Source organism: Nocardia veterana NBRC 100344 (assembly GCF_000308855.1).
Classification (GTDB): domain Bacteria; phylum Actinomycetota; class Actinomycetes; order Mycobacteriales; family Mycobacteriaceae; genus Nocardia; species Nocardia veterana.
In genome coordinates this window covers 48,897-66,934 of record NZ_BAGM01000092.1, presented here as the reverse complement: position 1 = coordinate 66,934, position 18,038 = coordinate 48,897, and the positions used below count along the sequence as shown (strand labels likewise).

The window sequence follows — 18,038 nt, the reverse complement described above, 5'->3', positions numbered from 1 at the left end:
GACTGCGGCCGGATCACTCAGGTGGTCAACCAGATGGCTTCGGCCGCAGGGCTTCCCAGGTCGATGGTCTGCTCGCCGATGCGCACCGCTATGGTGCCGGCGAAATCGCGGCGTTCGACCACGGTGATGACGGTGTCCAGCGCGATGCCCACCGAATCGAAATAGCGCAGCATGGCCGGGTCGAAATCGGAGATGCGTGCCACGCGCCCGGACTGGCCGGCCTGGAACGCGCTGAGTTGCCGGGCGGGTGGAGTCGGTACCGCGCCGTCGACCGACGGAATCGGGTCGCCGTGCGGATCACGGTCGGGGTGACCGAGTTTCGCGTCGATGCGTTCGACGAGGGTCTCCGATACCGCGTGTTCGAGGACCTCGGCCTCGTCGTGCACCTCGTCCCAGCCGTAGCCGAGTTCGCTGACCAGAAACGTCTCGATCAGCCGGTGGCGGCGCACCATGGCGACCGCGGCGCGGCGACCGTTGTCGGTGAGGGTGATCGAGCCGTAGCGGGCGTGTTCGACCAGTCCTTGATCGGCGAGTTTGCGCACCGCTTCCGACACCGTGGACGCGGAGACCCCGATGCGTTCGGCCAGCAATTTGGTCGACACCTTCTCCTGCGACCATTCCTGCGCGCTCCAGATCACCTTGAGGTAATCCTGGGCGACCGACGACAGCGACGGCGCCACGTTAGGCGCATGCCCGGCCGCGCCCCCATCGGGAGACGGTGATGGCGCAGCTGAATCCGCCAGCTCACGCCGGGTGGCGACATCGCGTTTTCCGGGCACGTATCGAGCTTAGCGGGGGCCGGGACGCGGCCGGAGCAGGCAGCGTGCGTAACCGCGGAGGCCGCCGCGGATCCCGCCGTCGGGCACAGCGGGGGCCGGGACGCGGCCGGAGCAGGCAGCGTGCGTAACCGCGGAGGCCGCCGCGGATCCCGCCGTCGGGCACAGCGGGAGCGACGCGGCCGGAGCAGGCAGCGGGGGTATCCGCGCCACGGCTCGTGTCGGCGCCGGGTGACGGCCGGGTGAACAACTGCACTGCCGAATCCCGGTTCGTGACCGTGCTTGCGTAGGCTTCGGTGTGTGCAGAGATGGCGAAGTCTCGAGGAAATGCCACCGGACTGGGGTCGGTGTGTGCTCACCATCGGCGTGTTCGACGGTGTGCACCGCGGTCACGCCCAATTGATCAGCCGCGCGGTGAAATCCGCTGCGGTGCGCGGTGTTCCCTCGGTTCTGATGACCTTCGACCCGCATCCGATGGAAGTGGTGCGTCCGGGATCGCATCCGGCGCAGCTCACCACGCTCACGCGGCGCGCGGAGCTGGTCGAGGAACTCGGTATCGATGTGTTCCTGGTGATGCCGTTCACGCAGGAGTTCATGAAGCTCACGCCCGGCCGCTACGTCCACGACCTGCTGGTCGAGAAGCTGCACGTGGCCGAGGTCGTGGTCGGCGACAACTTCACCTTCGGCAAGAAGGCCGCCGGCACCGTGGACACCATGCGCGAGCTGGGCGGCCGGTTCGGCTTCGAGGTGGACGGGGTGAAGCTGGTCGGCGAGCACGCCGTGACCTTCTCCTCCACCTATATCCGCGCCTGCGTCGACGCCGGCGACATGGCCGCGGCCGCCGATGCGCTCGGCCGGCCGCACCGGGTCGAAGGTGTGGTCGTGCACGGCGACGGCCGCGGCCGTGAACTGGGTTTCCCGACCGCCAACGTGGCTCCGCCCATGCATGCGGCGATTCCGGCCGACGGCGTGTACGCGGGCTGGTTCACCGTTCTCGCCGCCGGTGAGACGGTGGGTGTCACGCGTCCCGGAAAACGGGCCATGGCCGCGATCTCGGTGGGTACCAACCCGACCTTCTCCGGCCGCACCCGGACCGTCGAGGCCTTCGTGCTGGATACCGAGGCGGATCTGTACGGTCAGCACGTCGCGGTCGATTTCGTCCAGCATCTGCGCGGTATGCGCCGCTTCGACTCGGTCGACGATCTGATCCGGGCCATGGGCGAGGATGTCGAGCAGACCCGGCAGGTGCTCGCCGCCGCGGAAGCGAGCGAAGAGCGAAGCTGAGCGCACCCAGGTACCGGGGTCGCCGGGCCGATTCGGTCCCCGCGTGTGTGTCCGGTAGGCTGGTTCGTCGGGTCTGCTGCGGTCCGCGGTGGCGCCCGCCCGGGATTTCCCGGTCTCCTCGAGCGCGGACTGAGAAACAAGGAGTGAATTCGTGGCGCTGACCACCGAGCAGAAGGCGGCCATCCTCAAGGAGTACGGCCTGCACGAGAAGGACACCGGTTCGCCGGAGGCCCAGATCGCGCTGCTGTCCAAGCGGATCTCCGACCTGACCGAGCACCTGAAGGTGCACAAGCACGATCACCACACCCGCCACGGTCTGCTGGGTCTGATCGGTCGCCGCCGGCGGCTGTCGAAGTACCTGCAGGACAAGGACATCGAGCGCTACCGTTCGCTGATCGAGCGGCTCGGACTGCGGCGTTGATCCGTTCGCGCCCGCACGGACGCGACGGCAGACGCGCTGACAATCACAGGTAGTTAACGCGCAGCCGACGGGGAGGCATAGAATCTCCCCGTCGGCTAGTCGTATATCGGCACCGCACCAGCCGTATGCACCCGCACGCGTGGCGTCGGTCTTCGGTAGTGGCCTTTCGGCGAGAGTTGCCGGCGGGCTTCGATCGATGACCGCCTCCGCGTCGCCGGTTCCACGGGGGATCGGCCGGGTGTCGCGCCGCAGCCAGGAGGGCTGCCGCGCGCCCGAGCCCGGGTACGGCTGCCCCTGCGCAGGGAGAAGCAGCGCGGGGACACCCGGCCGGATCGCGCCTCGACGGCGTTGGATCCGGCAAGACGAGAGGTTGAGACAAAATATGACCGAATCCCAGACGAGCTCCGCCATCGAGGTCGAACCCGGTGTGTTCGAATCGGTGGCCCTGATCGACAACGGCAGCTACGGCACCCGCACCGTCCGGTTCGAGACCGGGCGTCTGGCCAAGCAGGCCGCCGGCTCCGTCGTCGCCTACCTGGACGACGAGACCATGCTGCTGTCGGCCACCACGGCCGGTAAGCACCCCAAGGATCAGTTCGACTTCTTCCCGCTGACGGTCGACGTCGAGGAGCGTATGTACGCCGCGGGCCGCATCCCCGGCTCGTTCTTCCGTCGCGAGGGCCGTCCCTCGACCGACGCGATCCTGACCTGCCGCCTGATCGACCGTCCGCTGCGCCCGTCGTTCGTCGACGGCCTGCGCAACGAGATCCAGGTCGTGGTCACGGTGATGAGCCTGGATCCCAAGGATCTCTACGACGTGGTCGCGATCAACGCCGCCTCGGCGTCGACCCAGATCGCGGGGCTGCCGTTCTCCGGTCCGGTCGGCGGTGTGCGCGTGGCGCTCATTCAAGGACAGTGGGTCGCGTTCCCGACCGTCGAGCAGCTGGAGGAGGCCGTGTTCGACATGGTCGTCGCCGGCCGGGTCGTCGAGTCCGGTGACGTCGCGATCATGATGGTCGAGGCCGAGGCCACCGAGAAGGTCATCGAGCTGGTCGACGGCGGCGCCCAGGCGCCGACGGAAACCGTTGTGGCCGAAGGCCTCGAGGCCGCGAAGCCGTTCATCGCGCGGCTGTGCAAGGCGCAGGCCGACCTGGCCGCGCTGGCCGCCAAGCCCACCGAGGAGTTCCCGCTCTTCCCGCCGTACGAGGCCGACGTCTACACCGCCGTCGAGGGCACCGCGAAGAACCCGCTGAGCGAGGCGCTGTCGATCGCCGGCAAGCAGGAGCGCGAGGAGCGGATCGACGAGATCAAGCTCGAGGTGCTCTCGGCGCTGGCCGAGGACTTCGAGGGCCGCGAGAAGGAGATCGGCGCGGCGTTCCGCTCGGTCACCAAGAAGCTGGTGCGTCAGCGCATCCTGTCCGACGGTTTCCGCATCGACGGGCGTGGCCTGGCCGATATCCGGGCGCTGTCCGCCGAGGTCGCGGTCGTTCCGCGGGCGCACGGTTCGGCGCTGTTCGAGCGCGGTGAGACCCAGATCCTGGGCGTCACCACCCTCGACATGGTGAAGATGGCCCAGCAGGTCGACTCGCTCGGCCCGGAGACCAGCAAGCGCTACATGCACCACTACAACTTTCCGCCGTTCTCCACCGGTGAGACCGGCCGCGTCGGTTCGCCCAAGCGGCGCGAGATCGGTCACGGCGCGCTCGCCGAGCGGGCGCTGGTGCCGGTGCTGCCGAGCCAGGAGGAGTTCCCCTACGCCATCCGTCAGGTGTCGGAAGCGTTGGGCTCCAACGGATCCACGTCGATGGGTTCGGTGTGCGCCTCCACGCTGTCGCTGCTGAACGCGGGTGTGCCGCTGAAGTCGCCGGTGGCCGGTATCGCCATGGGTCTGGTGTCCGACGAGGTCACCAACGACAAGGGTGAGGCCGAGACCCGCTACGTCGCGCTGACCGACATTCTCGGTGCCGAGGACGCCTTCGGCGATATGGACTTCAAGGTCGCCGGTACCCGCGACTTCGTCACCGCGCTGCAGCTGGACACCAAGCTCGACGGCATTCCGTCCAAGGTGCTGGCGGGTGCGCTGAATCAGGCCCGCGACGCGCGCCTGACCATCCTGGACGTGATGGCCGAGGCCATCGCCACCCCGGACGAGATGAGCCCCTATGCGCCGCGCGTCACCGCGATCAAGATCCCGGTCGACAAGATCGGCGAGGTGATCGGGCCCAAGGGCAAGGTCATCAACCAGATCACCGAGGACACCGGCGCCAACATCTCCATCGAGGACGACGGCACCGTGTTCGTCGGCGCGACCGACGGCCCGTCGGCGCAGGCCGCGATCGACGCGATCAACGCCATCGCCAACCCGCAGCTGCCGAAGGTCGGCGAGCGCTTCCTGGGCACGGTCGTCAAGACCACCGCCTTCGGCGCGTTCGTCTCGCTGCTGCCGGGTCGCGACGGTCTGGTGCACATCTCGAAGCTGGGCAACGGCAAGCGGGTCGGCAAGGTCGAGGACGTGGTGAACGTCGGCGACAAGATCCGTGTCGAGATCGCCGATATCGATAACCGCGGCAAGATCTCGCTGGTCCCGGTCTCCGACGAGGACAGCGCCGAGTCCGCTGCTCCGGCCGCCGACGAGGCTCCGGCTGCAGCCGAGGCCACGGCCGAGTAAATAGTTGGATGTGACGAAGAAGAAGCCCTCCGCGCGCGCCACGACCTCCCCGGGTTCGGCGCGCGCGTCGGGCGGAACGGTTCGCGGCGCGCGCACCGAGCGATCCGGTCGCGCGACGAATCCGGCGAGGACTTCCGATGCCGCCCCCTTGCTCCCGCTGGAGCAGGGGGGTTCTTCGCTGGTTCTCGCCGACGACGGTTCGCTGTCCGACAGTGGGGTGCGGCGAACGGTCCTGCCCGGCGGATTGCGGGTGGTGACCGAACACGTCCCCGGCGTGCGGTCGGCATCGATCGGGGTGTGGGTCGGTGTCGGCTCGCGCGACGAGAGCCCGACGGTCGCCGGGGCCGCGCATTTCCTGGAACATCTGCTGTTCAAGGCCACGCCCACGCGCTCGGCACTCGATATCGCCGAGGCCCTGGACGCGGTCGGTGGGGAGTTGAACGCGTTCACCGCCAAGGAACAGACCTGCTACTACGCCCACGTCCTGGACGAGGATCTGCCGCTCGCGGTCGATGTGGTCTCCGATGTGGTGCTCAACGGTCTGTGCCGGCCGGTGGATGTCGATGTGGAGCGACAGGTCGTGCTCGAGGAGATCTCGATGCGCGACGACGATCCGGAGGATCTGGTCGGCGACTGTTTCCTGACGGCGCTGTTCGGTGATCATCCGATCGGCCGGCCGGTGATCGGCACCATCGACTCGGTGGAGCAGATGACCGCCGCTCAGCTGCGCGGATTCCATCTGCGGCGGTACCGGCCGGACCGGATGGTCGTCGCGGTCGCCGGGAATGTCGAACACGACCATACGGTGGAGTTGGTGCATCGCGCCTTCGCCGATCGGCTCGATCCGCTGCGGGAGCCGGCGCCGCGCCGGGAGGGCCGGTTCCGGACGCGCACGGCGCCGCAACTGCACCGGACCTATCGGGACAGCGAACAAGCGCATCTCGTCTTCGGCGTGCGTGCCTTCGGCCGGCACGAGGGACAGAAGCGCTGGCCGTTGTCGGTGCTGAACACCGTGCTCGGCGGCGGGCTGAGTTCGCGGCTGTTCCAACGGATTCGGGAGGAACGCGGGCTCGCGTATTCGGTCTACTCCAGCGTCGACACCTTCGCCGACACCGGTGCGTTCTCGGTGTATATCGGCTGCCAGCCCGAAAATCTCGGGCAGGTGGCGAGTTTGGCGCGGGGAGTGCTGGAAGAGGTGGCCGCCGACGGCATCACCGACGCCGAATGCGCTCGCGCGAAGGGCTCGCTGCGGGGTGGGCTGGTGCTGGGGCTGGAGGATTCCGGATCCCGGATGAATCGTATCGGCCGCAGCGAACTGAGCTACGGCAACCACCGTAGCGTGTCCGAGACGCTGGCCCGGATCGATGCGGTGACCACCGAGGAGGTCTCCGCGATCGCGCGCACGCTGCTGGCGCGGCCGTTCGCCGCGGCGGTGGCAGGCCCGTATCGTCGCACTCGCGAATTGCCCAGTGCGGTCCGGGGATTGGTGAGCTGAGTCAGTCGCGCCCGGAGTCCGGCGCCGGAGGCTGGGCCGCGGCGGTGCCGGACGGATCCGCGGCGCCCGCGCGGTTGGCCGCGCCGACCACCGCCGCGAGCAGGCCGGGCAGCGCGTGCTCGACCTCGTCCGTGCGCAGGCGGGCGTAGGTCTGGCCGTCGGCCACGATCCGTTCGGTGATCCCCGCCTCGCGCAGGATCTTCAGATGGTGGGTGGCGGTGGATTTGTTGATGGTGTCGTAAAGCATGCCGCAGCGCACCGGCCCGCCGGCATTGCTCAGCCGGCGCACCATCTCCAGCCGCACGGGATCGTGCAGGGCACCGAGCACCTCCTGCACGGTGGCGACCGGATGCGATTCCACGGTCTTCTGGGTATCGGTCATGATCTTTCTCACGGAAAATTCGGTTTGATGGGAATCAAACCCTCGCTACGGTAGTTGAGTTCGATCGCAATCAAACTTACCCGATGGAGAGAATCGATGGCCGCAACTATGACGGTTGCACCGGCCCAGCGGACCACGCAGTCCTGGGCCTACGCACTGATTCTGGTCGCCAGCGGGGTAGCGCTCGGAGTCTCCGGTGTTCCCGCTCCGCTGTACGGCCTCTACCAGAAGGAATGGCATTTCTCGCCGCTGACCACGACGATCGTCTTCGCCGTCTATGCCGTCGCGGCGCTGGCAGCGGTCCTGGTCTCGGGCAAGATTTCCGATGTGGTCGGGCGCAAACCGGTACTGCTCGGCGCGCTGGCGACCATGGTGATCGGACTGCTCGTCTTCCTGTTCGCCGACAATGTCGCGATGCTGCTCCTGGCACGGGCGCTGCACGGCGTGGCGGTCGGCGCCACGGTGGTCGCCGGTGCGGCGGCCCTGCTGGATCTGCGGCCGCAGCACGGGGCCCGGTCGGGCCAGCTGACCGGGGTGGCGTTCAATGTCGGTATGGCCGTGGCCATCCTGGGCTCGGCGCTGCTGGCCCAGTACGTTCCGCATCCACTGCGCACACCGTATGTGGTGATCACGGTCTTCTGCCTGCTGATCGGTGTCGGCGTGGTGATCATGACCGAAACCCACACCGCTCGGGTGGCGGGTCCGATCCGGATCGCGAAACCCGCGGTGCCGCAGGAGATCCGGGCCGACTTCTGGTTTTCGGCGCTGGGTGTGATGGCCGCCTGGTCGGTGCTCGGAGTACTGCTGTCGCTGTATCCGTCACTGGCCGCGGAGAAGACCGGGGTGCACAACCTGGTCTTCGGCGGTGCGGTGGTCGCCTCGACGGCGACGGCCGGCGCACTGGCGCAGCTGTTCGCGACCGCGATTCCGGCGCGTCGCGCGGCGATCGGCGGGGACACCGGGATGGCGCTCGCCCTGCTACTGACGATTCCCGCTCTGGCGACCCACAATTGGGTGGTCGTGCTGCTGGCCGGGGTACTACTCGGCGCCACCTTCGGCCTCGGCTTCGGGGGATCGCTGCGGCACCTGTCGAACGTCGTCCCGCAGCACAAACGTGGTGAGACGATGTCGGCCTATTACCTGCTGGCCTATTCGGCGATGGCGTTGCCGACCGTCCTGGCCGGCTGGGCGGCGACCCAGTGGGGGATGGGCACGATCTTCCCCTGGTTCGTGGTGGTCGTCGCGCTGGCCTGCCTGACCGCCGCCGCCATCGGCGTGCGCGGCAGCCGCGCGACCGCCTGACGGACGAAAAAGGTTCCTGCGCAGGGGAATCGGGGCGCGCCGCGCGGTGCGCCCCGATTCCCCGCTACTATTCCGCCATGGCTCGGCGGGGGAGATTTCTGGAGCGACAGGCCCAACGGCTGCGGCGATCGGCACTGCTGGTGTCGGTCGTGTCCGTCGTCCTGGGCGGATTGGCGATCGCCGCGGTGTCGTGGTGGACGCTGTGGCTGCTGCTCGGGGCGAAGTCCGATACGCCCAATCAGCTCGATCTGACCAAGATCGCGCTGTCGGTCGCGGCGGGAGTCGGCGGCGCCGTGGCGCTGGTTGTGAGTTACCGCAAACAGCGCGACAACGAACGCGGCCGGTTCGCCCAGCTGTTCGGCGCTGCCGCAGCGCAATTGGGGCATGCCGACGTCGCCGTGCGGATGGCGGGCGTCTACGCGATGGCCGGTGTGGCCGACGAGTTCTCGGCACGCGGCCGACGGCAGCAATGTATCGACGTGCTCTGCGGATATCTGCGCCTGCCCTACGACCCGGCCGAGGGGGCGACCCATCTGAGTTCCCGCACGACCACCGACGAGACGGCCGGAGCCGAGGTCGAGCGGGTCTACCAGTTGCGGCAGAACGATCGGGAGGTGCGCCGCACCATTGTCGCGGTGATCGTGTCGCACCTGCGTCCGCAGGCCGAGATTTCCTGGTCGGACTGCGATTTCAACTTCGACGACGCGGTACTCGAGGATGTCGATTTCCGCTGGGCGGTCTTCGCCGGACGACACACCCACCTGCGCGGCACCCACTTCATCGGCGCCCGATCGGCCAACTTCGAGAATGTTCGATTCGTCGGCAAACACGTGACGTTCCACAGCGCGCGGTTCGACAGTGACGCGTTGTTCCGCGGCACCTGCTTCACGCCGGCCGCGGCGGACCTGGAGACCGGCCGCGCGGGCACCAGCTTCGTCGACGCCGTCTTCCGCGGCAAGGCCGACTTCACCGAGGCCGAATTCGGCGGGCCCCGAACTCGGTTCACCGGCGCCGAATTCACCGGACCGGCGTCGTTCACGCGAGCACGGTTCACCGCCGACGCCACCGCATTCGACCGTGTCCGTTTCGCGGGCGAGCATGCGGAGTTCCTCGGCACGGTGATCGACAGTGCGCAGATCACGTTTGCCGACAGCCGTTTCGACGCCGCGCGAACCTCCCTCGACGGCGCCCGCATCGGGGCCGGGGCGGGGGTACCCGACTTCGCCGGTGTGACCTGTGGCGGCCGGGTATCGGCGGAGGGCGCCGTCCTGCGGGGCCGCCCCGGCGCCCTCGACTGCGCTGCGGCCGGTTCATCCAGTGCCGCCGCGGCGTCGCGCGTCGATGCCCGCACAGCGACCGAGGACCTCGACGCGGCCGGCCGCGACGAGACGCAGAAACCTGTCGACCCGGATGGCGAGACCGCGGACGCACTCGACGGCGGCGGTCGCACGGTCGGACGATCCGGCTGATCCGGGCTCGATCCGGGCGGTACCGTCGGTGCCATGAAGATTCGTGGTGCAGTGCTGGAGCGGATCGGGGACCCGGTTCCGTATGCAGATTCGACGCCGATCGTGGTCGAGGAGCTGGAGCTGGGCGAGCCGGGGCCGGGGGAGTTGCTGGTCCGGATCGAGGCCGCCGGCCTGTGCCATTCGGATCTGTCGGTCGTGGACGGCAACCGGGTCCGGCCGGTGCCGATGCTGCTCGGGCACGAGGCGGCCGGGCGGGTGGAGCAGCTCGGTCCCGGTGACAGCGACCTGCGGGTCGGCCAGCGGGTCGTGATGACCTTTCTGCCGCGCTGTGGCGACTGCGCGGGGTGTGCCACCGACGGCCGCACGCCCTGCGTACCGGGCAGTATCGCCAACAATGCCGGCGAACTGCTCGCCGGCGGACGGCGGCTGCGTCGCGGCGACGAGTCGGTGCACCATCACCTCGGCGTCTCCGGATTCGCCACCCATGCGGTGGTGGACCGAAGGTCCGTGGTGCCGGTCGACGACGATGTGCCGCCGGAGGTCGCGGCCGTCCTCGGATGCGCGGTTCTCACCGGTGGTGGGGCGCTGTTGAATTCGGCCCGGCCCGCCCCCGGCGACCGGATCATGGTCGTGGGCCTCGGCGGCGTGGGCATGGCCGCGGTGCTGGTGGCCGCCTCGTTGCGGGAAAACCTGGGCAGCGAGGTCATCGCCGTCGACACCCTGCCCGAAAAGCTCACGCTGGCAACCGAATTGGGCGCCACCCAGGTCTACACTCCGGCCGAGCTCGCCGAGCGTGGGATCGTCGCCGAGGTCGTGGTGGAGGCGGCCGGCAACGTGCGGGCCTTCGAGACCGCGGTCGCCGCGACCGCGCCCGGCGGTACCACCGTCACCGTCGGGCTACCCAATCCGCAAGCGCGGGCGAGCATTTCGCCGCTCGGCCTGGTCGCGCAGGGACGTTCCATCGTCGGGAGCTATCTCGGTTCGGCCGTACCCGCCCGCGACATCCCGGAATACGTGCGGATGTGGCGCGCCGGCCGGCTCCCGGTGGAGCGGCTGATCTCCGCGCGGATCCGGCTCGACGACATCAACCGGGCGATGGACGAGCTGGCCGCCGGGCACGGCTTGCGGCAGGTGATCGTCTTCGGCTGATTCCGCGAGCGCCCGCCGGCACGGCCGGGCCGCCGTGGTCGAGGTGACCCAGGTGACTTCGGGCGTACCGGTGTGGCCGGTCGGGCGGAGCGGGCCGATAGGCTCAGCACGCAACGGCATCGAACGATATGTGAGGAGTTCACGGTGACGACGAACCGGATCCGGGTGGGCGTACTCGGCGCGCAGGGCAAGGTCGGGCAGGCGATCTGCGCGGCGGTCGAGGCGGCCGACGATCTGGACCTCGTCGCCCGCGTCGACAAGGGCGACGCGCTCGATGCGTTCACCGCCGCCGACACGCAGGTGGTCGTCGACTTCACCCACCCCGATGTCGTGATGCCGAATCTCGAGTGGCTGGTGGAGCACGGCATTCACGCCGTCGTCGGTACCACCGGATTCGACGAGTCCCGCCTGGATCGGGTGCGCGGCTGGCTGGCCGCTGCGCCGCAGGTCGGCGTGCTGATCGCACCCAACTTCGCGATCGGCGCGGTGCTGTCGATGCGGTTCGCCGAGCAGGCGGCCCGCTGGTTCGATTCGGTCGAGGTGATCGAGCTGCATCATCCGAACAAGGCCGACGCGCCGTCGGGCACCGCCTACCGGACCGCCGGCATCATCGCCGAGGCGCGCAAACAGGCGGGCGTGGGCCCGAGCCCGGACGCGACCACCACCGAACTCGACGGGGCGCGCGGCGCGAGCGTCGACGGCGTGCGGGTGCATTCGGTCCGGCTGGCGGGCCTGGTCGCCCACCAGGAGGTGCTGTTCGGAACCCAGGGCGAGACCCTGACCATCCGGCACGATTCGCTCGACCGGACCTCCTTCGCCCCCGGCGTCCTGCTCGGGGTGCGGCAGATCGGTTCGCGTCCCGGCCTGACCGTCGGTCTCGACCCGCTGCTGGACCTGTGAGCGGTGCCGACGGCGACAGCGGACGGCAGGTCGTCCGCATCGTCGGTTTCCTCGTCTTCCTGGTCGTCGCGCTGATCTTCTATTTCCTGCTGCTGGGCCGGATCGCGATCGATTTGATGGGCTCCGGCAAGCCCGCCGCGATCGCCATGGGCGTCGGCGTCCTGATCCTGCCGATCCTGGGAGTCTGGGTGGTGGCGACCAGCATCCGGGCCGCCCTCGCCCATCAACATCTGGCCCGCCGCATTCACGACGAGGGCCTGGAACTGGATACCTCGCAGCTGCCGCGCCGACCGTCCGGTCGCTTGGAGAAGGCGGCCGCCGACGAATTGTTCGAGCAGGTCAAGAAGGAATGGGAAGCCGATCCCGACAATTGGCGCACGAACTATCGCGCCGCCCGGGCCTACGACTACGCCGGTGACCGGACCCGGGCCCGGGAGACCATGCGGCGCGCTGTCGCGCTGGAGCGTGCGGAGCGCAACCGCGAAGACTGATCGGCCGGAAAACACTCCGAGTGGCGAACGATGTACAGACGTTTCGTCCCGGGGGCCCGGGATACTGTCGAGAAGTGAGCATCGCATGTTCGAGCGTCGTCGCGGCACCTCGGGCCGAGGTGTTCGAGTGGTTCCGCCGGCCCGGAGCCTTCCGGCGGCTCGCACCGCCCTGGCAGCCGGTCGTCGTCGCGGATGAGGCGACGTCGCTGGCCGACGGGCAGGCCGTGCTGCGGCTGCCCGGCGGGTTGCGGTGGGTAGCTCGGCATCAACCCGGCGACTACGACCCGCCGCGGCGATTCGTCGACGAGATCGCGGTGGCGGGGCCGGCGTCCCTACCGCTGGGAAAGCTGCTGCCCTGGCGGCACATTCACGAATTCGAGGCGATCGACGAGCAGAGCACCCGAGTGATCGATCGGGTCGAGACCCCGATCCCGGCGGCCGCGCTGCGCTCGATGTTCACCTATCGATACCGGCAGCTCGCCGACGACCTGGCGGCTCACCGGCGCGCCGCCGAACGGGGCTTGCGGCCCAGGACGATAGCGGTCACCGGCGCCTCCGGCCTGGTCGGCACCGCGCTGACCGCCTTCCTCACCACCGGCGGCCACACCGTGATCCGCCTGGTCCGCCGAAACCCGGCCGGACCCGATGAGCGGCAATGGAATCCGGACGCCCCGGCCGGTGACCTGCTCGACGGTGTGGACGCGGTCGTACATCTGGCGGGTGCGTCCATCGCGGGCCGGTTCACCCCGGACCACAAACGCGCCGTGGCCGAGAGCCGCATCGGCCCCACCCGCGCGCTGGCGGAACTGGCCGCCGCCGCAGGGGTGGAGACGTTCGTCAGCGCCTCGGCGGTCGGCTACTACGGGGCCGATCGCGGCGACGAACCCCTCGACGAGAACGCCGCTCCCGGAACGGGTTTCCTCGCCGACCTCGTAACCGCCTGGGAGGCCGCGACCGAACCGGCCGACGCGGCCGGGGTCCGCGTGGTGCGGGTGCGGACCGGCATCGTGCAGTCGCCCAGCGGCGGCACCCTGCGACTGTTGCGGCCCCTGTTCGAGGTCGGGCTCGGCGGCCGCATCGGTGACGGCCGGCAATGGCTGCCCTGGATCGGCATCGACGACCTCGTCGACGTCTACCACCGCGCGCTCTGGGACACCGAATTGTCCGGCCCCGTGAATGCGACTGCCCCGCAACCGGTTCGCAATCTCGACTACACCCGCATCCTCGCCCGAGTTCTGCGTCGCCCCGCCCTGCTGCCGGTCCCCGAATTCGGCCCCGCGCTGATCCTCGGCGGCGAGGGCGCGACCGAACTCGCCACCGCGAGCCAACGCGTGCTCCCTGCCCGCCTCACCGCCGCCGACCACCCCTTCCGCGACCCCGATCTCGAATCGAATCTGCGCCACCTACTCGGCAAAACCCCCACCTGAACCGCCCGTCCGGACCGCTCGTTCGGATCCGCACCCGGATCAGAGCTTCCGGGTCGACGCCGGTCCGCGACCGCGCGTTCGGCCGGGAACCGTTGCGCCTCGATCATGAGGTTCTCGTCGCCGTTCCCGCTCGACCCTCCCGTCACGTGAGGCCGCACAGTGGCCTCACGGACACCATCGAGCACACCATCGGGACGGTCGCGAAGCTGACCGGCGCCGGCGGTGCTGACCTCGTTACCCTCACTGGTATGGCTCGGTTGCTGATCATCCACCACACCCCGTCGCCGTTCATGCAGGACATGTTCGAGGCCGTGCTGTCCGGGGCGAGTGATCCGGAGATCGAGGGCGTGGAGGTGGTGCGGCGGGCGGCGCTGGCGGTCACGGCGAGCGATGTGCTCGAGGCGGACGGGTATCTGCTGGGGACATCGGCGAATCTGGGGTACATGTCGGGAGCGCTCAAGCACGCCTTCGACACCTTCTACTATCCCTGTCTGGACAGCACCGGCGGGCGGCCGTTCGGGTTCTACATCCACGGCAATCAGGGCACCGAAGGAGCCGAACGCGCCATCGCCACGGTCACCACGGGATTGGGGTGGGAGCAGGTCGCCGCACCCGTGATCGTGAGCGGGCAACCGGGTAAGGACGACCGCGAACGGTGCTGGGAGCTGGGCGCGACCGTCGCGGCCCGGCTGACCGATTGAGCCGGGACCCGATTTCTGGTGTCTCACCGCGGCATCACCGCTGCCGTCATACTCGACCCAGGACGTTGCGCTCCGTCGCACGGGCGCGGCGAGGTGTTGCGGCTTCGGGAAGGGGAGGGCGATATGACGCCACCGCGGCGGATCGGTCTGGTCGAGGACCACGAGTCGGTCGCGCTCGGCCTGGCCAGCATGCTGGCCGGGGAACCGGATCTGGAGTTGACCGTCACCGCCGGGACGGTATCGGAATTGCTCGCGCGCGCACCGCAATTGGACCTGGTGATCCTCGATCTCCGGTTGTCGGACGGTTCGACTCCGCAGGACAATGTGCAGGCGTTGCGTGCTCGCGGGCTCGAGGTGCTGGTCTTCACCGGTGCCGACAACCCGTTTCTGGTTCGTTCGGCGGCGCGCGCCGGGGTACTGGGTGTGGTGCGCAAATCGGAGGATGTGCGGACGGTGGTTGCGGCGGTGCGGGCGGCCGCCGGTGGCGAGCAGGTCGTGACCACCGACTGGGCTGCCGCCATCGACGGTGACCCGCAGCTGCCGGACGTGGGATTGAGCCCGCGGCAGCAGGAGGTGCTGACCCTCTACGCCTCCGGGGAGAAAGCGTCGCGGGTGGCGCGCCTGACCGGCCTGTCGGAACAGACCGTGAACGACTATCTGGGCCGGATCCGGCAGAAGTACGCCGATGCGGGCCGGCCGGCGCCGACCAAAACCGATCTGTACAAGCGCGCGGTCGAAGACGGGTGGCTTCCCGTGCCCGAGCGCAATCACCAGCCGTGATCGCGGTCGCCGCCCCGAGGGTCGGCGCGCGCGCCGCCGGCCTTCTCGGCCGCGCCGACGCGCACGACCAGGCTCCGGCCGTCGACCGTGTGATGCGCCGTCTCGGACTGTCGATCGGGGCGGGCGGGGTGATCATGGGTCTGGCCGACGTGCCCGAGATCGCCGAACAGGCCCGCTTCGCCCCGGCCTGGTGGAGCCCCGTCACCGCTGTGCTCGCCTTCGGATTGTTCCCCGTACTGGCCATTGCCTCGATCCGCTTGCGCCCGAGCATGATTCGTCGAGTGTCGAGCGGTGCCGCGGTGGCCTACCTCGCCGCGGTGGTCGCGATGCCGGTCGGGCTGGATACCCACAGCGTCGGCGCCGGTTCGGTGTGGCTGTACCGGATGCTGCCGCTCGGGGTGCTCGCCGCTGCCCTGGCCTGGCCGATCGTGGTCTCGGTCGGATACCTCGTGATCGGATCGGCGGCGGTCGCGCTGACCAACATCTATCTGACCGAGGAGTTCACCGCGCTATCGGTGTCGAGTGCCTTCGCGCGGTCGATGGGGTTGTCGGCGCTGTTTCTCTGGTGTGTGGTCTCGGCCCGGTCGGCCGCGGCGCGCGTGGACCGGGAATCGGCGGAGGCGGGACGGCAGGCCGCCGAGGCGGCCGCGGCGGCGGCGCGTGATGCCGAGCGATCGAGGTTCGCCGCCTTGATCCACGACGCGGTGCTGAGCACGCTGCTGGACGCCTCGCGGGCCCAGCCGTCGGATGTGTTGCGCCGCCAAGCGGAACGGACCCTGCGCCGGCTCGACGAGATCCGGGTCGAATCCGCCGCCCCCGACGTTCTCGACGCACGGGCCGCGGTGACCTTCCTGCGGGCGTCGGTACACGAGGTCAACGCCGGTATCCGCTTCGCGACCCGGACCTGGCCGGGCTTCGACGATCTGCGAATGCCGGCCGCCGCCGCGCACACCCTCGCCGCCGCACTGGCCGAGGCGGCCCGCAACAGCCTGCGGCACGCCTCGGTGCCGGATCGTCCGGTGACGCGAACGGTGACGTGCACGATCAGCGCGGGCGGTATCCGGGTCGTCTTCGCCGACGACGGTGCCGGATTCGACGTCGACACGATCTCGGCGGATCGGCTCGGTATCTCGGTGAGCATTCTGGGCCGCATGCGCCGCTTGGCCGGCGGCGCCGGGTTCGTGGAATCGCAACCGGGAGAAGGAACGACGGTGACGCTGGTGTGGGGAGGTGACGGTGCGCACTGAATCCCGGGACGGCGAATTCGGCTTGCGTGAGCTGCTCGGCCTGCGCGGTGGCACCGCATGGCTGTTCCTGGTGATCCTGGAGGTGACCATCACCCTCTACATGGTCCGCAACCTCGACACCACGAATGCGCTGTCGGCGGTGACCGCGTTGACGGTGATGATCGTGGCCGGGGCGCTGGTCCTGGTCGTGCCGGTGGATCCGCTGCCCTGGACCGTGACCGTTTTCGTCGCCGCGGCCGGTCCGGTCGCCACGGCGTTGACCTCGGTGGATCTCAGCGGTTCCCAGGAACACCACATGGTGTGGACCACCTTCGCCACGTCCTATGTGCTGGCGGTGCTCGTGCTGCGTGGCCGCGCGGGCGCGGCGTGGCTGGGTGTGGGAGGCGTCGCGGCGGTGATCGTCGTCGACGGCGCGCGAGCCTGGCTGACGCCCGGTGCGATCGTCGCCGCCATCGTGCCGATCGGCACGGTGATCGCGATCTCGGTTTTCGCCCGGATCATGCGGCCGACGCAGCGTTCGCTGCGACTGTTGCGCGACGAGGCGGCCGAACAGGCCGCCGCCGAGGCGACGATGGTCGCCGCGGACGGCGAACGGACGCGGCAGCTCGCCCGCCTGGACCGCGTGGCACGACCGATTCTGGAACGGATCGCCGACGGCGCGGCGCTCACCCCCGCCGAGCGCGAACAGTGCCGGCTGTTGGAGGCGGAGCTGCGGGACGGATTGCGCGCTCCCCAGTTGGCCACCGACGAACTCAGCGGCGCCGCGCGGGGTGCGCGGGCGCGCGGTGTGGAGGTTCTGCTGCTCGACGACGGCGGATTCGACGATGCGCCGCACTGGTTGCGCGAACGCGTCGTCGGTGTGGCCGTGCGCGAATTGGATGCGGCCAATGCCGGATCGGTGACCGTGCGCGTCCTGCCGCCGGGCCGGCGCGTGCTCGCCACCGTGCTCGCCCAGACGCCCGAGCACGATCGCCGCACCGAGATCGACGCGGTCGGCGCTGTCACCGTCATGGACTAAAGCGCCGGTTGTCGGTGTGCGGCTCGCACCGTGCCGGAGGCGCTCAGCTGTCGCAGTGTCCGGGGCCGCCCTTGCGCATCTGATCGCGCAGCGCACCTTGGACCGCGCTCGACAGCCAGGCGTTCAACGATTGACCACTCTGGGTGGCGGCCTCTTCGGCGCGAGCCTTCAGGTTCTCGACCATGCGCAGGGTGACGCGGCTGATGTCGCCGGTCATCTCCTCGAAGGTGGGGTGGGGCTGCTCCTCGGCCGGCGTTCGGCGCACTTCGACGCGGGCGTCCGTTCCGGCCAGCGACACGTGCACGGTCCGATCGTCGAGGGTGGCGTTGACCTCGTCCGCCAATTCGGAGAGGGCCGCCAGCAGGACCAGCCGCAGCGAGTTCTCGGTGGCGGCGGCGAGCGCGGCCGCGGTGGCTTGGGTCTTCTCGTCACCGAGCGCGGCCGCCGCGACCAGATCGTCGTGTAGCCGCGCGGTGTACTTGTTCAAATCCATGACATCAGTATGACGCCAAATATGATGTCGCGATA

Annotated in this window: 17 protein-coding genes; 14 read left to right on the top strand and 3 right to left on the bottom strand. The window is 69.5% G+C overall.

Features of this window, described 5'->3' with window-relative positions; genetic code table 11:
* Positions 1 to 17: 17 nt before the first annotated feature.
* Positions 18 to 680, bottom strand: a complete 663-nt coding sequence (locus tag ON37_RS16125) for a metal-dependent transcriptional regulator (protein ID WP_051031652.1) — start codon at positions 678 to 680, stop codon at positions 18 to 20.
* Positions 681 to 1,076: 396 nt separating this feature from the next.
* On the opposite strand from ON37_RS16125, the gene ON37_RS16120 reads away from it, so the two are divergent.
* From ON37_RS16120 to ON37_RS16105, 4 genes are all read left to right on the top strand, one after another.
* On the top strand, positions 1,077 to 2,060 hold the full coding sequence (locus ON37_RS16120; RefSeq protein ID WP_040720365.1) for a bifunctional riboflavin kinase/FAD synthetase: 984 nt from the start codon (positions 1,077 to 1,079) through the stop codon (positions 2,058 to 2,060).
* Between the two features lie 151 nt (positions 2,061 to 2,211).
* The gene (gene rpsO, locus ON37_RS16115; protein WP_040720363.1) at positions 2,212 to 2,481 is read left to right on the top strand and encodes a 30S ribosomal protein S15; all 270 of its coding nucleotides are present in this window, start codon (positions 2,212 to 2,214) and stop codon (positions 2,479 to 2,481) included.
* A gap of 382 nt (positions 2,482 to 2,863) precedes the next feature.
* Positions 2,864 to 5,149 (top strand): polyribonucleotide nucleotidyltransferase, encoded by a 2,286-nt coding sequence (locus ON37_RS16110; protein WP_040720362.1) that lies wholly within the window; start codon positions 2,864 to 2,866, stop codon positions 5,147 to 5,149.
* A 157-nt stretch (positions 5,150 to 5,306) separates the two neighbouring features.
* Positions 5,307 to 6,644, top strand: a complete 1,338-nt coding sequence (locus ON37_RS16105) for a M16 family metallopeptidase (protein WP_051031658.1) — start codon at positions 5,307 to 5,309, stop codon at positions 6,642 to 6,644.
* Between the two features lies 1 nt (position 6,645).
* Here ON37_RS16105 and ON37_RS16100 read toward each other — a convergent pair whose 3' ends face one another.
* Complete coding sequence (locus ON37_RS16100; protein ID WP_051031651.1) at positions 6,646 to 7,026, bottom strand: ArsR/SmtB family transcription factor; 381 nt, start codon at positions 7,024 to 7,026, stop codon at positions 6,646 to 6,648.
* Between the two features lie 108 nt (positions 7,027 to 7,134).
* On the opposite strand from ON37_RS16100, the gene ON37_RS16095 reads away from it, so the two are divergent.
* The 10 genes from ON37_RS16095 (at position 7,135) to ON37_RS16050 (ending at position 17,510) form a co-directional block, all read left to right on the top strand.
* Complete coding sequence (locus ON37_RS16095) at positions 7,135 to 8,328, top strand: MFS transporter (protein ID WP_040720361.1); 1,194 nt, start codon at positions 7,135 to 7,137, stop codon at positions 8,326 to 8,328.
* Positions 8,329 to 8,405: 77 nt separating this feature from the next.
* On the top strand, positions 8,406 to 9,797 hold the full coding sequence (locus ON37_RS30995) for a pentapeptide repeat-containing protein (RefSeq protein ID WP_051031650.1): 1,392 nt from the start codon (positions 8,406 to 8,408) through the stop codon (positions 9,795 to 9,797).
* Between the two features lie 33 nt (positions 9,798 to 9,830).
* Positions 9,831 to 10,946, top strand: a complete 1,116-nt coding sequence (locus ON37_RS16085) for an alcohol dehydrogenase catalytic domain-containing protein (protein ID WP_040720360.1) — start codon at positions 9,831 to 9,833, stop codon at positions 10,944 to 10,946.
* A 144-nt stretch (positions 10,947 to 11,090) separates the two neighbouring features.
* Entirely contained in the window at positions 11,091 to 11,846 is a 756-nt protein-coding gene (gene dapB / locus ON37_RS16080) for a 4-hydroxy-tetrahydrodipicolinate reductase (protein WP_373282036.1), read from the top strand.
* Positions 11,843 to 12,337 (top strand): hypothetical protein, encoded by a 495-nt coding sequence (locus ON37_RS16075; RefSeq protein ID WP_051031649.1) that lies wholly within the window; start codon positions 11,843 to 11,845, stop codon positions 12,335 to 12,337. Before dapB ends, ON37_RS16075 begins: the two co-directional genes overlap by 4 nt.
* A gap of 74 nt (positions 12,338 to 12,411) precedes the next feature.
* Positions 12,412 to 13,764, top strand: a complete 1,353-nt coding sequence (locus ON37_RS16070) for a TIGR01777 family oxidoreductase (RefSeq protein ID WP_040720359.1) — start codon at positions 12,412 to 12,414, stop codon at positions 13,762 to 13,764.
* A gap of 248 nt (positions 13,765 to 14,012) precedes the next feature.
* Entirely contained in the window at positions 14,013 to 14,465 is a 453-nt protein-coding gene (locus ON37_RS16065; protein WP_040720411.1) for a flavodoxin family protein, read from the top strand.
* A 123-nt stretch (positions 14,466 to 14,588) separates the two neighbouring features.
* Complete coding sequence (locus tag ON37_RS16060; RefSeq protein WP_040720358.1) at positions 14,589 to 15,245, top strand: response regulator transcription factor; 657 nt, start codon at positions 14,589 to 14,591, stop codon at positions 15,243 to 15,245.
* Positions 15,209 to 16,492, top strand: coding sequence for an ATP-binding protein (locus ON37_RS16055; RefSeq protein WP_210742251.1), 1,284 nt, complete (start codon positions 15,209 to 15,211; stop codon positions 16,490 to 16,492). The genes ON37_RS16060 and ON37_RS16055 overlap by 37 nt, the downstream gene beginning before the upstream one ends.
* Positions 16,482 to 17,510: a DUF8320 family protein gene (locus ON37_RS16050; protein ID WP_085997314.1), complete on the top strand. Its 1,029-nt coding sequence runs from the start codon at positions 16,482 to 16,484 to the stop codon at positions 17,508 to 17,510. Before ON37_RS16055 ends, ON37_RS16050 begins: the two co-directional genes overlap by 11 nt.
* Before the next feature lie 43 nt (positions 17,511 to 17,553).
* Here ON37_RS16050 and ON37_RS16045 read toward each other — a convergent pair whose 3' ends face one another.
* The gene (locus ON37_RS16045; protein WP_040720355.1) at positions 17,554 to 18,003 is read right to left on the bottom strand and encodes a hypothetical protein; all 450 of its coding nucleotides are present in this window, start codon (positions 18,001 to 18,003) and stop codon (positions 17,554 to 17,556) included.
* Positions 18,004 to 18,038 lie beyond the last annotated feature (35 nt).